We start from the raw sequence: 14198 nt of genomic DNA, 5'->3' as shown, positions 1-14198 counted from the left end.
GCGCCGCTCCCCCCCCCCCCACGGCGGGTGTCCGGTTGGCCGCTGGGGTCACCCGAGCCTGTCGGGAACCGGAAGGGAGTCGAGCCAGCGCAGCAGGCGGGCCCCTTCCCGGCGCATGATGTCCGGGTCGCGCAGGGCGTTGGCCATGAGCGACATGCCCTGGTAGCCGGAGACCAGGGTGAGGGCCAGGTCGTCCGGGTCGGGCAGGCCCAGCTCGCGGAACTGGCCACCGGCCCAGTCCAGCAGCCGCCGTATCACCGCGCCGGCCTCCGCGTCGAGGTTTCCGTCGGCGCGCTTGTCGAGTTCGACGGCGAGGGTGCCGGTGGGGCAGCCGTGCCGCGCGGCGACGTCGCGCTGGTCGACCCACCCCTCGATCAGCGCCCTGAGACGGTCGCGCGGGTCGGTCAATTCGGCCAGTCGGCCGGTGAGTTCGTCCAGGTTCGCGCTGTGCTCGGACAGTGCGGCCCGGACCAGCTCGTCCTTGGTCTTGAAGTAGTAGTAGACGTTCCCGACGGGGACGTCCGCCTCGCGCGCGATGTCTGCGAGGGTGGTGCGCTCGACTCCCTGCTCGTGCAGGACCCGGGCCGCCGCCGCGGTGAGCTTCTGACGCTTCAGCGATGCCCGCGCCCGCCGATTCACTGAGTTGGTCACCCAACTGACTATAGACAGCCCTCGGTGTCCTCATGCTAGATTCTGAGTTAGTCAACTAACTTACTTCAGGGGGATCACGTGATCGTGGTGACGGGTGCGACCGGCAACATCGGGCGGACGTTGGTGGAACTGCTCGCCGAGGCGGGGGAGGAGGTCGTGGCCGTCTCGCGGCGACCCCGGCCCGCACACCCCGCGGCCGGGGTCCGGTGGGCCCAGGCCGATGTGGGTGACGCCAGGAGCCTGCGCCCGGCTCTCGAAGGCGCCCGCGCCTTGTTCCTGCTGCTGGGCGGCGAACTGGGCAGCCGGGGCGAGAGCCCGGAGGTTCTGCTGGACGAGGCGGCAGGGGCCGGGATCGACCGGGTCGTACTGCTCTCCTCCCAAGTCGGCGCCACCCGGCCGGAGGCGCCCTCGCATGCCCGGCTGCGGGAGTTCGAGGCGGCGGTGCGTGCGTCCGGGCCGGACTTCACCATCCTGAGGCCCGGTGGATTCGCCTCCAACGCCTTCGCCTGGGCCGAGACGGTCCGCACCGAGCGCGCGGTCTTCGCGCCGTTCGGTGACGTGGCGCTGCCCGTCGTCGACCCCGCGGACATCGCCGCGGTCGCCGCGAGCGTGCTGCGCGAGGACGGACATGCGGGCCGCGCGTACGAGCTGACCGGCCCCGAACCGATCAGTCCACGGCGCCAGGCCGCGGCCATCTCCGAGGCACTGGGTGAGGAGGTGGCCTTCGTGGAGCTGTCGCGTGAGGATGCGCACGCCCACATGGCGCAGTTCATGCCGGAGGACGTCATCGACGGCACTCTGGACGTCCTCGGCGTCCCGCTGCCGGCCGAGCAGAGAGTCAGCCCCGACGTGGAGACCGTCCTGCACCGCCCGGCAGCCCCCTTCGGCGCATGGGTCGCGCGCAACCTGCCGGCATTCCGGTAGCGCGGTCCTTAATGCCCTCGCGGCGCGCGTCATCGCGGCGCCGTCCGTTCGGGGCCGCGCTCGGCCGGCCGTTGCGCCGACCGAGGGAGCGGCTATGCGGCCCCGCAGAAGCGGAACCGACAGGGGTATAAGGGGCATATCGGTGAGCCTGTCGACTCACCGGCAGGCTCGGCCCCGAGTGTCATGGAATGCGGACCGGAGGCCGAATCCCGCGTACGGCGGGCTCCCGTCCGTGTTCCGTTGGAGGGTTTCCTGGTGGCCGTAGTGACGATCGTCGGTGCCGGAGTGATCGGAGTCTCCTGGGCGCGCCTGTTCGGCGCGGCCGGCTGGGAGGTGCGCGTCAGCGATCCGCGTCCGGACCTGCGGGACATCGTGGACCAGCAGCTCGCCGGCCTCTCCGTGACCTCGACGAGCGACCTGGCCGCTGCCGCCTCCGGCACGGACTTCGTGCAGGAGGCCGGTCCGGAACGCGTGTCCGTCAAGGAGGAGATGTTCGCCGTGCTCGCCGCGCACACACGCGACGACGTGGTGCTCGCGTCCTCCTCGTCCTCCTTGCTGCCGTCCGTCATCGCCAAGGGCAACCCGGCGGCCGACCGGATCGTCATCGGCCACCCGTTCAACCCGCCGGAGTTGATGCCGCTGGTGGAGGTGGTACCCGGGCCGGAGACGTCCGCCCGGACGGTCGACCGGGCGACCGAGGTCTACCGCGAGCTGGGCAAGATGCCGATCCGGCTCAAGAAGGAGATCCCGGGCTTCGTCGGCAACCGGCTCCAGAAGGTCTTCGACGACCAGGCCACCTACCTCGTGCAGCAGGGCGTCATCGACGTGAAGGATCTCGACGACCTGGTGCGGGCGTCGCTCGGCCTGCGATGGGCCACGATCGGGCCGTTCGAGAGCGGCGTCCTCGGCGGCGGCCCAGAGGGCATGCGCCACCTCGTCGAGCATGTCGCCTCACAGATGACCTTCGAGATCGGCACGCCGGATCCGGCCGGCAGGAACGAGGTCCTCGACAAGGTCGAGCAGGCGTACGGCACCGGCGAGGACGCCTACGAGCGTCTGGCCGGCCTCCGGGACGGGCGGACCCGGGCCGTGCTCAAGCCGCTGGGCTGGCCCGAGCCGCCGCAGGTGGGCGGCCGCCGCGACTGAGCGGCGGCATACCGTCCCGTCAACTTCCGCAGGTCACCGACCGGGAAGCCGCTCGGTGACCTCCTGGACCACCCAGCCGTTGCCGTCCGGGTCGCTGAACGAGACGTACGACGCGTAACTGCCCCGCTCGGGATCCGGACCGGACACGCGGGCGTCGGTGCCCGCGTGGTGGAACACTCCGCCCGCGTCGTGGAAGACCTCGCTCACCTCGGCCCCGTTGCGGGCCAGTTCCGCCCGCGCCGCCTCGATGTCCGTCACCACGAGGTGCAGGCCCTCGGCGGAGCCCGGCGCGGCCGCGGAGACACTGTCGCCGAAGATGACCGAGCAGGCGGAACCCGGCGGCGTCAGCTGCACCACGCGAAGGCCGTCGGTACCGCTGAAGTCGGCGTCCAGCCGCCATCCCAGCGCCTTGTAGAAGTCCTTCGACCGGTCCACGTCCGCGACCGGGATCACTACGACTTCGAGTCTCATGTCCACGGTGGAGCCCTCCTGGTGAGGAGTGTGCGCGTACCGCAACGGCGTTGTCGCGCGAACCCCGCCAGGGGGTGGACACAAGGCCACGCGTGTTCGACCAGGTCCCGGACGGCCGTCGCCCGGCAACCGCACGTCGCACAGGAGACGGCTTTCGCGCCGGTGCGGCGGAGACGGCGCGCCGAACGGACCACTCCACGATACGGCGTCGCCGCGTCGGCGCCACTCCGGCCGCCGACGTTCACGAGGACGGGGGGGCGAGGCCCGGCGGGGCGGGCGTACCCCCGTGGTGCTGCTAGGCGCCGATTTCGCGCTCGAGGACGCGGCGGGCCGCTTCCGCCTCCGCTGCCGGCGGGGACAGCTCGTCGAGGGTGTCGAGTTCGTCGTCCGATTCGAGTTCGCGTTCCCAGGCCGCCGCGAGCATCGCCTGCTCCTCACGCGGCTTGGCACCGACGGTCTTCCGGTGCTCCGGGTCCAGGGCTGCCAGGAATCGTGCGACCGCGTCCGTGGACATGCTGTGCTCCTTGTCGCCGGGAGGGATTGCCGCTCATGCCGGGAAGGAGATCATTCTGCACCACAATGGCCAACCAGTCTCGTCCCGGCCGCCGGACACGGCCCGGGGCCACCCTGACGGCCAGGCCACGCCGGTCATGACCCCGTGCCGGCTGCCCTGAGCGCGCCGCGGACGGCCGCGTTGACGTCCTCCGCCATCATCAGCCGTCCACGCTCGTAGTCCCGGCCGGAGGGCTGGACATCGGTGGCGTCGACGAGTCCGGTGATGCCTTCCATGTCCACGCTGACGTAGATCCGCACTTCGCAAAATCCTCGGGGAAACGCCGTGGGCCTGATCGTTCGGCAGACGCCCGCCACGTCTGCCTCGGTTCCGTCTCCGGCCCGGCATCGCCGAGTTCCGGACTCGACCGGCCGCCGGTGAGACCCCGGAATCGGCCATCTGACGTCCACCGATGTCACGGCTCGGTGTGCTGTCTCGTCATCGGTGTGGAATCACCGGCGAGAACAGAGGAGTTGACCACGTGTCGACCATGCGGGAGTCAAGCAACACGGCGACGCTGAGCCGCCTTCACGACGCCGTGAACAGCGGCGACGCGGCGGTCATCGCCAAGACCATCGACGAGATCATGGCACCCGACGTGCTCTTCCACGCGCCGGTTCCGATGGACGCCACGGGGACACAGGCGCTCAAGCAGGTGTGGGATTTGCTCCTGCGCGCGTTCCCCGACGTGCACGTGGCGGTCGAGGACACGATCGCCGAGGGAGACAAGGTCGTCTCCAGGAACACGGTCACGGGTACTCATCTGGGCGAGTACCGGGGCATGGCGCCCACCGGCAGGTCGGTCACCTACAGCGAGATGTTCGTCATGCGCTTCGCGGACGGCCGGGTCGTCGAGATCTGGGGGGTCGTGGACGTCTTCTCGCAGATGCGGCAGCTCGGCATGCTTCCCTGACACCTTTTCGGGCCGGGCGTCGTTCACCTGCGCGGGCCGGGAACGGCGTCGTGGTCGGGGCCGTGGGCCTGCTCGCCGTGCGGCTGCCGGTCGCCGGTGCGCCCGAGGGCGGCGGCGAGGAGCAGTGCGGTGGCGGCGGTGAGGGCGGTGCCCGGCCAGCCGAGGGCGCTCAGCACAGGTGCGGCCAGGGCGGTTCCGGCGGCACCGACCGTGAAGTAGAGCACGAGGTAGACGCTGGTCAGGCTGCCGGAGCGGTGCGGGTCGAGGGCGATGACGCGGCTCGTGTTGGCGGCTTGGGCGGCGAAGCAGCCGGCGTCGAAGAGAGCGAGACCGAGAGCGGTCGTCGGCGGGGTGTTCAGGCCGGTGGCCAGCAGCCCGGTGCCGGCCGCGGCGGCCAGCATGCTGATGGTGATCACGGTTGACGGGGAGTGCCGGTCGGCCAGGCGCCCGGTGAGCGGGAGGACGGCCATACCGAGGAGCCCGGCCAGGCTGTACAGGCCGATGGCGGTCGGACCGAGGGAGAGGGGAGGTTCGGCCAGGGCGAGCGCGAGGGCGACCCACGTGACGTTGAAGGCGAAGTACCACAGCCCACCGGCGGCCACCGCGCGCCGCAGTTGCGGGAACTCGCGCAGTAGCGGGGGGAGGGCGGTGAGGGCGGCACGGTAGCCGCGGTCGGAGTGCGGGCGCTGCCGGGGCAGGAGCGTGACCGCGGCGAGAGCGCCGAGCAGAGCGAGAGCGGCGAAGACGAGGAGCATGCGGCGCCAGCCGAGGAGGTCGGCGAGGGCTCCGCCCGCCAGGCGACTGAGCAGGATGCCTGCCGACATCCCCGCGGCCACGGTGGCGACGCCGGTTCCCCGCCGGCCGGGCGCGGCGTATCGGCCCGCGATGCTGCCGGCCTGGGCGGCGACACTGGCGCCCGCGCCGACGCACAGGTAGGCGGCCAGGAGCACGCCCGCGCCGGGTGCGAGGGCGGCAAGGGTGAGGGCCGCGGTCAGGGCGGCGAGCTGTGCGGCCACCAGACGGTTGGGGGCGAGACGGTCGGCGAGGGGGAGCAGCAGGGCGAAGCCGGTCATGCAGCCGATGAGCGCGGCGCTCGGCACGAGCCCGATCACGGAGAGGGGGACGCCCAGTTCGGCGGCGACCTCGGTGAGCGCGGGTTGGATGGCGTAGTTGTTCGCGATCGCCGTTCCGGCCGTGCAGGCCAGGAGGAACGTGCCACCGCGAGGGAGGTCACGGGTCATGGCTGTGTGCCGCGGCTGAGGACGACGGCGTAACGGCACTCGGTGTCCGTGGTGTTGGCGAAGACGCGCTCGGCGGGCTCGCCGAGCTCGATGGTGTCGCCCGCGTCGAGTTCGTGGACCGTGTCGCCGTCGTGGAAGGTCAGGTGGCCGTCGAGGACCCAGACGATCTGTCGTACGAAGGCGAACGCGGCGGCCGGATAGGGCACGCGGGCGCCTGCGGGCAGGTGGATCTCGGCGACCTCCGCGGGGAAGCGCGGGCCGGTGATCTGGCGGCGCCGGTAGCCGGTGCCGGGGTCCCGCCACTCGGCCGTGTCGGTCCGGCGGCGCACGCCCGCCCGTCCCTCCGGCTCGTCCCGCGTGCCTTCGGCCAGGGCGAGCAAGGAGGCGACGCTGAGCTGGAACGCGGCGGACAGCTTGCCGAGGACGACGGCCGTCGGGCTGCTCTCACCACGCTCGATCCTGCTGATCATGGCCTGCGACACCCCGGAGGCGTCCGCGAGCTGGGCCAGGGTCCACCGGCGGCGTTCCCGTTCGGTGCGGACTCGGGCGGCGATCTGCCCCACCAGAGGATCTACTATGTTGGACATGAATCCAATATACGAGAGAAGGTCCGTGGTCGTGACCGTACGTCGCGCACGGCCGGGCGACACGGAGGCCGTCCGCGCGATCCGCAACCACGCCATCGAGCACTCGACGGCCCTGTGGACGCACACCCCGCAGTCCGCCGCCGAGGGTGCCGCCTGGCTGGCCGCACACCTGGAGCGCGGCTCGGCGTTCGTGGCCGAGGTGGAGGGCGAGGTGGCCGGGTTCGCGGTCTACGGACCGTGGCGGCAGCTGGACGGCTACCGTCACACGGTGGAGAACTCGGTCTACGTCCGCAGCGACCGGCACGGCCTCGGCATCGGCTCCGTACTCCTCGAGGCCCTCATCGCCTCCGCGCGCGAAGCCGGCCACCACGTCATGATCGCCGGCATCGAGGCCGAGAACACCGCGTCGATCCGGCTGCACGAACGGTTCGGGTTCCACGTCGTCGGAACGATCCCCGAGGTCGGCACCAAGTTCGGCCGCTGGCTCGACCTCGCGCTCATGCGACTGCAGCTCGGCTGAGCTGCCGCCGCGGCTGGCGGTCAGGGCTCGGCGGACGGGCGGTCCGCGGATTCGGACGGAGCGAGCACCCCGCCTCGGGCGCGGGGATCACGCGCGGCCTCGGGCAAGGCGATCACGCGACCCCGGCGCCGGACGGCTGAGGGCGCTCACGCATCCGGAGTGATGACCGCGCGGCCCTTGCTCCTGCCCTCGTGCAGGAGCCGGTAGGAAACCCGGGCGTACAGCCCCACGCCCCCGGTGAGTCGCGCAGCCGCGTTCGCCTCCACGTTCACCAGGATCGTGCGCGGGCCCACACGCCGCGCGGGCATGGGCAGGGTCCCCTCACGGAACCACCGCCGCGCCGTCTGCGGATGCACACCCTGGGCCCTGGCCCACTCGGTCAGATTCACGCCCACGACCGTACGAAGGGCTCACTCATGAATGCTGACGATCGCTCATGTATCACTAGAAAGAGTGCAGTCCGCACCCCGTCGGTGCCGTCAACCTCTGTCCGTCGACCCTGTCCTGGCTCGTGATCCGCAGGAACGGAAGAGTGCGGACGCTCCGGGTGGTCTATCCTCAGCCGGCGCGGTGAGCGAGGGCTGCGGGAGGACTGTGACAGTGCATGGGGGAGCGGGCGCGGACACCGAGGACGTCGCGCTCATCGCAGGGGCGCAGGCCGGTGACGTGACCGCTCTGGCGCTCCTGCTCGAGCGGCATCGGGCGGGCATGCGGGCCGTGGCCCTGAGCATGCTGGGCCCCGGCCCGGACGTGGACGACGTCCTGCAGGACGCCTCGCTCGTCGCCCTGACCCGTGTCGGGGACGTGCGGGATCCGGGAGCGGTCGGGCCGTGGCTGCGGATGATCGTGCGCAACAAGTGCCGGACGCTGCTGCGTGACTCCCGGCCCGCCGAGCCCCTGGGCACGCTGTCCCTGCCGGACCCGGACGCCGGCCCGGACGAGGTGCTGGAGCGGCACGCCATGCGGGACTGGGTGTGGGAGGCGGTCGAGTCGCTGTCGCCCACCTTGCGGATGCCGCTCGTGCTCCGCCACTTCACCGAGGGCGTCACCTCGTACGAGCGGATCGCCGAGGTGTGCGGTGTGCCGGTGGGGACGGTCCGCAGCCGGCTGAGCCAGGCGCGGGCCAAGCTCGCCGGCGCCCTGGCCGCCACGGCGGAGCACGCGCACAGCGACGCCCGGGTTCGCACCGCGGCCGGCTGGGACGACGTGCGTGACACGCTCGCCGCCGCCGAGGCGGGGCACTTCGCCAAGGTTCTCGCCGAGCGCTGGTCGCCCGAGGTCGCCCTGATGAGCGGGGCCACGCGGATGGGAGGCAGGGATCTGCTGGCCCGTGCCATGGACGGCGACCTGGCCGCCGGGGTGCGTCAGCGGCCGGTCGAGGTGACCGCCGGGCGGTCGCTGGCCGTGTGGGAGACGGACATCATCAACCCCCCGGACGACCCCAGGCACTGCCCTCCCGCCGTGGCGTGGATCATGAACCTCAGCGGTGGCCGGGTGACGCAGCTGCGTCTCTTCCATCCGGTTCCGCTGAGGGACTCCGTCCTGACGGAGCGTGGGGTCTCCTGACAGGGAGGCCATCTGTGAACATGACGTGACGAGCATGACGTGACGAACATGGTGTGACCCACGTCACGCTGTCGGGGTCGAACTTTCGCTGGGCTCACGCATCTTGCCGGTGTTCGACCACCTTCAAGATCGGGAGCTCCGATGACCCCATCTGTCACCAGCCCGTCGGCCGAGGGCGTCCACACCCTCGAAGTGGACGGCCTCACCATGCGCTACCACGTGCACGGCACCGGACCGGTGTGCGTGGCACATCCCGGCGGGCCCGGGATCGCCTGGGAGTACCTGCGCGCACCGCTGCTCGAGCAGCACCTCACCATGGTCTACCTCGAGCCGGCCGGCACCGGTGGCTCCGACCGGCTGCCCAGCCATCCCCACGGCTACACCAGAGCCCTCTACAGCCGCCACCTGGCCGCGCTGATCGACCACCTCGCCGTACCCCGGGTGCACCTGCTGGGCCACTCGCACGGCGGCTTCGTCGCCCAGTACCACGCACTGCACCGGCCCGGCCGGCTCGCGGGGATCGTGCTCTACGACAGCGCGCCGGTCACCGGGGCCGAACACGGGGCTGAAGCGATGCGCTCGGTGCAGGAGTTCGTAGCACGGCACGCAGACCACCCGGAACTGCCGGCCGTGCTGGCGGCGTTCGCCTCGATCCCGGCCATCGCCGACGACGACGCCATGCTGGCGGCGGCAAGGGGGGTGCTGCCGGCCTACATCGCCGGCTACTGGAGTGAACCGCAGCGGTGGGCACCCCTGCGGGAATCCCTGCGAGCCGCCCACATCTCGGGGTTGGACGAGCACGGCGAACCCGACCTGATCGACGACCGCGAGGCGCTCGGCACGCTGACCGTGCCCGCGCTCGTCGTGGCCGGGCGATACGACGTCGTATGCGGGGTGCGCTGGGCCGAAGAGCTGCACAAGCTGATCCCCGCCTCACGGCTCGTGGTGCTGGAGCACAGCGGACACTTCGGCCACCTCGAAGAGCCCGAACGGTTCGCCGACGAGGTCACCGCGTTCGTGGCCGCGGGGCAGGAGTGAACGCCGGGAGACGGCGGTAATCGCAAAGGCGAGGAATCCGGCGCCTGGGCGTCTTCCCGGGGAACGTGGCCCGGTCCGGCGGTCCACCGTTGCCGCCGGAGGCGCCCGGCGCCGGCAAGACGGCGCTGCCGGCCGCCACCGTGCCCCGGGGCGGCGGACCGCGGCATGCGCGTCGTCGTGACCGCCGGCGTGGAGTTACAGGGCACGGCCGAGTCACAGCGGTCTCGGGCAGTCGCTGGACGCGGCCGTGCGGACCGGCCGCCGGGGTGTCCGGCCCGGGACACGGCTTTCGGCCGCAACTACGTCACATGACGGAAGAAGCCGAATCGACCGCATTCCTAGTCTTCTCGATCGGGGCCGCACACGCGGGCCCGAGGAACAGGGGAGGAATCATGAACGACAGCGCACCGCGGGGGAACGTCGTGCTCGTCCACGGCGGTTTCGTGGACGGCTCCGGCTGGCAGGGCGTCTACGACGCCCTCAGGGCTGACGGCTATGACGTGGCCATTGTGCAGAACTCCACGGTCTCCCTGGAGGACGACGTCGCCACCACCCGGCAGGTGATCGACGGGATGACGGGTCCGGTGACCCTGGTCGGCCACTCCTACGGCGGAGCCGTGATCAGCGAGGCGGGCAACCACGAGAAGGTGACGTCGCTGGTCTACGTCACCGCGTTCGCCCCCGACAAGGGTGAGTCGGTGAACACCCTGATCGCCGACCCGCCGCCGGGAGCCCCGGTACCGCCGATCCTGCCGCCGAACCAGGGCTTCCTGTTTCTGGACCGCGACAAGTTCGCCGACTCCTTCGCCGGCGATCTGCCCCGCGCCCAGGCCGAGTTCATGGCCGACTCCCAGGTGCCCTGGGGCGTGGCCGCCCTCGGCGGGGCGGTCTCGCAGCCTGCCTGGCGCACCAAGCCGGCCTGGTACCTGGTGGCGAGCGACGACCGCATGATCCCGCCGCCCGCCCAGCGCGCCATGGCCGAGCGGATCGGAGCCCAAACCGTCGAAGTGCCCGGCAGCCACGCCATCTACGTGTCGCAGCCCGACACCGTCGCCGACCTCGTCAAGCAGGCTGCCCGCGGAACAGCAGCATCGTCATGACGTCCTCTCGCAGACGCCGGAACCACACCGTCGGTGCCGTCGCGGCGGTGGCCCTGGCCGGCGCCGCCGCCCTCGCCACGCTGACTCCCGCGGCATCGGCGACCGAACGCGGCAGCCGTCGGCGGGGCACACGTCCCGCAGCCGGTCGGGCTTGATGTACAGGTCCGTTCCGGTGGTGCCGTCGGGGTTGGTGAACGGCACCTGGTCCAGGGCGGCCTGGATCTCGCTGCCGGGGTAGCGCTGGACGAGGTCGCCCAGCTTCTCGCCGGTGTCGGGGACGGACGCGGCGACGTGGACGAGGGCCTTGACGTTCGGGTTGCCCGCCGCCGCGTGGGTGATGACCGCTCCTTCACCGATGTGACCCACGGCGCCGCATGGCACACCATCCCCTGGGCCCACGCGCGCGTCGTCGAGGTGCCGGGCGCGTCCCACGTGGTCATGATCAGCCACCCGGACGTCGTCACCGACATGATCGAGGAGGCCGCGGGCGCGACGGACCGACCCGGGACCGGGGTTGCGCGTACGCCCCGCACCGCGCACCCCACCCGGCCGGCCGGGAACGGGCACCCCGTTCCCGGCCGGACCGGATCAACGCCCCGAAGCACCCGCACGGATCGCCGGGGACGCCCCCGCCACGGGCTCCGACTGCCGTGCCTCGTACGGGAGTCCGGGGCCGGGACGTCACGCGGAGGCGGCCCGCGACGTCTCCCGTTCGCGCCGGTAGGCGGAGAGCAGGAACAGCCAGATCTCGCTGACGGTGGGGAAGCAGGCGACCGCGTGCCGCAGCCGCTTGAGCGGGACCTCGCCCGCGACCGCGACGGTGGCCGAGTGCAGCAACTCGCTGACGCCGGGGCCGACGAAGGTCACGCCGAGCAGGACCTCACGGTCGAGGTCGACGACGAGGCGGGCGTGGCCCCGGTAGCCGTCGGCGTACAGGTTGGCGCCCTGGGCGGCGTTGAAGTCCAGGTCGACGGTCGTGACGCGGTGGCCGGCGCCGACCGCCTGCCCGGCGGTCAGGCCCACGGCCGCCGCCTCCGGGTCGGTGAAGAAGACCTGCGGGACGGCGTGCTGGTCGGCGGTGGTGGCATGGTCGCCCCACGGGGCGTCGTCCACCGGCAGGCCGGCGGCGCGTGCGCCGATGGCGTCGCCCGCTGTCCGCGCCTGGTACTTGCCCTGGTGGGTGAGCAGCGCACGGTGGTTCACGTCACCGAGGGCGTACAGCCAGTCGCCGTCCGCGCCCTCGACCAGGCAGGTGGTGTCCACGTCCAGCCAGGAGCCGGGGGTGAGACCGACCGTGTCCAGGCCGATGTCACCGGTGGCGGGCGTACGGCCGGTCGCGAACAGTACCTCGTCGGCCTCCAGTTCACCGCCGTCGTCGAGGGTGAGGGTGACCGGACCCTCGGGATCCGGACGGCGCAGGGCGGTCACCCGCACGCCGATCCGGACGTCCACGCCCGCCTCGGCAAGTCCCTGCGCGACCAGCTCTCCCGCGAAGTCCTCCATACGGGGAAGCAGCCGGCGCCGGGCGAGCAGGGTGACCTGGGCGCCGAGTCCCTGCCAGAGGGTGGCCATCTCGACGCCGACCCCGCCGCCACCGATCACCGCGAGCCGGGCGGGCACGGCGCTGGAGTCGGTGCCGTGCCGGTTCGTCCAGGGACGCGCCTCCTCGACGCCCGGGATGTCGGGCAGCACCGGCAGACTGCCCGTGGCCACGGCCACCGCATGGCGGGCCGTGAGCGTGCGGCGGGAACCGTCCTCGCCGGTGACCGTCACGCGCCGCGGGCCGTCCAGACGGCCGTGACCGCGGAAGAGGTCCGCGCCGATGGACTTCACCCACCGGGCCTGCCCGCTGTCGTCCCAGTCGGCGACGTAGCGGTTGCGCCGGGCGAAGACATCGTCGGTGTCGAGCCGGCCGGTGACGGCCTGCCGGGCACCGTCCACGCGCCGCGCGTCGGCGACCGCGATGACCGGCCGCAGCAACGCCTTGCTGGGCACACAGGCCCAGTAGGAGCATTCGCCGCCGACGAGTTCCCGTTCCACGACGGCGACGGACAGCCCGGCCGCCCGGGCGCGCTCGGCGACGTTCTGGCCCACCGGACCGGCACCCAGCACGATCACGTCGTAGCCGGTGGTTTCCTGGGTTTCGCGCGGTTCGCTCTCGCTCATGTGATTCCTCGCATCACGATCGGTGCTGATCCCGAGCCGTTCTGGGCTGTGCGACGACGGCCGGCGGTCAGCCGTGGTCGCGCGGGGACGATCGGCCATTCGGTGTCGGAGTCGGTGTCGGTGTCGGCGAGGATGCTGAAGTAATCGGTGAGGACGTTCGGCGCCGGATTGCCGACGACCTGGGCGGTCTCGGCGTCGGTGACGCCCGCGGCCCGAGCCGCCTTCAGCCGCGTGTCGTCGATGCTGCCGCGCCCGCTCGCGACGGCGCCGGACAGGGCCGGCGGTGCGGCGGTGTGCGGGTCGGCGGACTCCCCGTCGCGGGCACGCTCCAGTTCCTCGGCGTCGGCCTTGCCGACGTGTGCCCCTATGAAGGTGTGAGCGGACAGGCAGTACTCGCAATTGTTGTACTCGGCGGTGGCGCTCGCCAGTCGTTCCCGGACGGGACGTGACACGACGAGCCTGGCTCGGCAGGCGGGCCGTCCGTGTACGACCGGGCAGCGGGTCAGCCGTCTCACCAGGTCAGCCGTCTCGCCAGGTCAGACGGCGGTACGGCCGCCGTCCACGGGCAGGACGGCACCCTGCACGAAGCTCGCCTCGTCGTCGGCCAGGTACACGATCGCCGCCGCGATCTCCGCGGCGGACGCCGGCCGCCCCGCGGGCGCCCGAGCGGCCAGATTCCGCAGGTCCTCCTCGCTCTGAGCCGTGGTCTCGGTGCGCGTGGGACCGACCTGTACGGCATTGACCCGTACCCCCTGAGGGCCGTACTCGGCCGCCCACGCCTTCGTCAGGAGGTTCAGCGCCGCCTTGCTCGAGCCGTACAGCGCCATGCCCGAGATCCCGAGCGCGGCCGCGATGGTCGTCACGTTGACGATCGCTCCCGCGCCCCGGTCGGCCATGCCCGGAGCCAGCGCGGCCACCAGGTAGAACGGTGCTTTGACGTTGAGCGCGTACACGGTGTCGAAAAGGCCCTCCTCCGTTTCCCGTGTCGGCCCGAAGGGATAGACGCCCGCGTTGTTGACCAGGACGTCGACCCGGCCGCCGCCCAGTTCCAGCGCGTCGTGCGCAAGACGTCGTACCGCTTGGGCGTCGCGCAGGTCGGCGCTCACGAAGTCCGCCTGTCCGCCGCGCTCCCGGATCGCCCCCACGACGGATTCGCCTCGAGCGGCGTCACGGCCGGCCACCAGCACGTGCGCCCCGCGCTCGGCCAGCGCCTGCGCCGTGGCAGCGCCGATGCCACTGGTCGCCCCGGTCACGAGCGCGACCTTTCCCCGCATGGACGCAGACGTCATGGCCGGATCCTTCCGGGAAAAGGGCAAGAGGTA

At 72.0% G+C, this 14198-nt stretch carries 16 protein-coding genes and 2 pseudogenes; 7 read left to right on the top strand and 11 right to left on the bottom strand.

The features are described 5' to 3' along the window. Positions 1-48: 48 nt before the first annotated feature. Positions 49-639 carry a TetR/AcrR family transcriptional regulator gene (locus ACWD5D_RS32675; RefSeq protein WP_451376402.1) on the bottom strand — a complete coding sequence of 197 codons (591 nt, stop codon included), beginning with the start codon at positions 637-639 and terminating at the stop codon, positions 49-51. A gap of 90 nt (positions 640-729) precedes the next feature. On the opposite strand from ACWD5D_RS32675, the gene ACWD5D_RS32670 reads away from it, so the two are divergent. Together ACWD5D_RS32670 and ACWD5D_RS32665 are read left to right on the top strand one after the other, a co-directional pair. Continuing rightward, positions 730-1575: an SDR family oxidoreductase gene (locus tag ACWD5D_RS32670; RefSeq protein ID WP_451376395.1), complete on the top strand. Its 846-nt coding sequence runs from the start codon at positions 730-732 to the stop codon at positions 1573-1575. Positions 1576-1830: 255 nt separating this feature from the next. Further along, positions 1831-2721: a 3-hydroxyacyl-CoA dehydrogenase NAD-binding domain-containing protein gene (locus ACWD5D_RS32665; protein WP_451376394.1), complete on the top strand. Its 891-nt coding sequence runs from the start codon at positions 1831-1833 to the stop codon at positions 2719-2721. Between the two features lie 33 nt (positions 2722-2754). Here ACWD5D_RS32665 and ACWD5D_RS32660 read toward each other — a convergent pair whose 3' ends face one another. The 3 genes and pseudogenes from ACWD5D_RS32660 to ACWD5D_RS32650 form a co-directional block, all read right to left on the bottom strand. Next, positions 2755-3198, bottom strand: coding sequence for a VOC family protein (locus tag ACWD5D_RS32660; protein WP_451376393.1), 444 nt, complete (start codon positions 3196-3198; stop codon positions 2755-2757). Positions 3199-3487: 289 nt separating this feature from the next. Continuing rightward, complete coding sequence (locus tag ACWD5D_RS32655; protein ID WP_451376392.1) at positions 3488-3706, bottom strand: hypothetical protein; 219 nt, start codon at positions 3704-3706, stop codon at positions 3488-3490. A 143-nt stretch (positions 3707-3849) separates the two neighbouring features. After that, positions 3850-4005: pseudogene (locus ACWD5D_RS32650) on the bottom strand (M55 family metallopeptidase); the annotation flags it as partial. A gap of 230 nt (positions 4006-4235) precedes the next feature. On the opposite strand from ACWD5D_RS32650, the gene ACWD5D_RS32645 reads away from it, so the two are divergent. Continuing rightward, positions 4236-4658, top strand: coding sequence for an ester cyclase (locus ACWD5D_RS32645; RefSeq protein ID WP_451376401.1), 423 nt, complete (start codon positions 4236-4238; stop codon positions 4656-4658). 23 nt (positions 4659-4681) lie between these two features. Here ACWD5D_RS32645 and ACWD5D_RS32640 read toward each other — a convergent pair whose 3' ends face one another. Together ACWD5D_RS32640 and ACWD5D_RS32635 are read right to left on the bottom strand one after the other, a co-directional pair. Beyond that, positions 4682-5899 carry an MFS transporter gene (locus tag ACWD5D_RS32640; protein ID WP_451376391.1) on the bottom strand — a complete coding sequence of 406 codons (1218 nt, stop codon included), beginning with the start codon at positions 5897-5899 and terminating at the stop codon, positions 4682-4684. After that, positions 5896-6486 (bottom strand): helix-turn-helix domain-containing protein, encoded by a 591-nt coding sequence (locus ACWD5D_RS32635; protein WP_451376390.1) that lies wholly within the window; start codon positions 6484-6486, stop codon positions 5896-5898. Before ACWD5D_RS32635 ends, ACWD5D_RS32640 begins: the two co-directional genes overlap by 4 nt. Between ACWD5D_RS32635 and ACWD5D_RS32630 the strand changes: the two genes are divergently transcribed. Further along, the gene (locus ACWD5D_RS32630; RefSeq protein WP_451376389.1) at positions 6485-7006 is read left to right on the top strand and encodes an N-acetyltransferase family protein; all 522 of its coding nucleotides are present in this window, start codon (positions 6485-6487) and stop codon (positions 7004-7006) included. The genes ACWD5D_RS32635 and ACWD5D_RS32630 overlap by 2 nt on opposite strands. Before the next feature lie 179 nt (positions 7007-7185). On the opposite strand, the pseudogene ACWD5D_RS32625 reads toward ACWD5D_RS32630, so the two are convergent. Further along, a pseudogene (locus ACWD5D_RS32625) lies at positions 7186-7395 on the bottom strand (IS607 family transposase); the annotation flags it as partial. A 205-nt stretch (positions 7396-7600) separates the two neighbouring features. Here ACWD5D_RS32625 and ACWD5D_RS32620 point away from each other — a divergent pair. The 3 genes from ACWD5D_RS32620 to ACWD5D_RS32610 all read left to right on the top strand — a co-directional run bounded on the left by ACWD5D_RS32620 (position 7601) and on the right by ACWD5D_RS32610 (position 10710). After that, positions 7601-8572 (top strand): RNA polymerase sigma factor, encoded by a 972-nt coding sequence (locus ACWD5D_RS32620; protein ID WP_451376388.1) that lies wholly within the window; start codon positions 7601-7603, stop codon positions 8570-8572. 141 nt (positions 8573-8713) lie between these two features. Then, positions 8714-9610 (top strand): alpha/beta fold hydrolase, encoded by an 897-nt coding sequence (locus ACWD5D_RS32615; RefSeq protein ID WP_451376387.1) that lies wholly within the window; start codon positions 8714-8716, stop codon positions 9608-9610. A 392-nt stretch (positions 9611-10002) separates the two neighbouring features. Next, positions 10003-10710, top strand: a complete 708-nt coding sequence (locus tag ACWD5D_RS32610) for an alpha/beta fold hydrolase (protein ID WP_451376386.1) — start codon at positions 10003-10005, stop codon at positions 10708-10710. Here ACWD5D_RS32610 and ACWD5D_RS32605 read toward each other — a convergent pair. From ACWD5D_RS32605 to ACWD5D_RS32590, 4 genes are all read right to left on the bottom strand, one after another. After that, complete coding sequence (locus ACWD5D_RS32605; protein WP_451376385.1) at positions 10705-11076, bottom strand: hypothetical protein; 372 nt, start codon at positions 11074-11076, stop codon at positions 10705-10707. The two genes, ACWD5D_RS32610 and ACWD5D_RS32605, sit on opposite strands and share 6 nt — an antisense overlap. Before the next feature lie 315 nt (positions 11077-11391). Then, positions 11392-12876, bottom strand: a complete 1485-nt coding sequence (locus ACWD5D_RS32600) for a dihydrolipoyl dehydrogenase family protein (RefSeq protein ID WP_451376384.1) — start codon at positions 12874-12876, stop codon at positions 11392-11394. Beyond that, positions 12873-13328, bottom strand: a complete 456-nt coding sequence (locus ACWD5D_RS32595) for a hypothetical protein (protein ID WP_451376383.1) — start codon at positions 13326-13328, stop codon at positions 12873-12875. The genes ACWD5D_RS32600 and ACWD5D_RS32595 overlap by 4 nt, the downstream gene beginning before the upstream one ends. Before the next feature lie 84 nt (positions 13329-13412). Beyond that, positions 13413-14165, bottom strand: a complete 753-nt coding sequence (locus ACWD5D_RS32590) for an SDR family NAD(P)-dependent oxidoreductase (protein WP_451376382.1) — start codon at positions 14163-14165, stop codon at positions 13413-13415. Positions 14166-14198 lie beyond the last annotated feature (33 nt).

The sequence above is a fragment of the Streptomyces sp. NPDC002520 genome (assembly GCF_053595235.1).
Note: the sequence above shows the minus strand (reverse complement) of the source record. Positions and strands in the feature narration are given on the sequence as shown.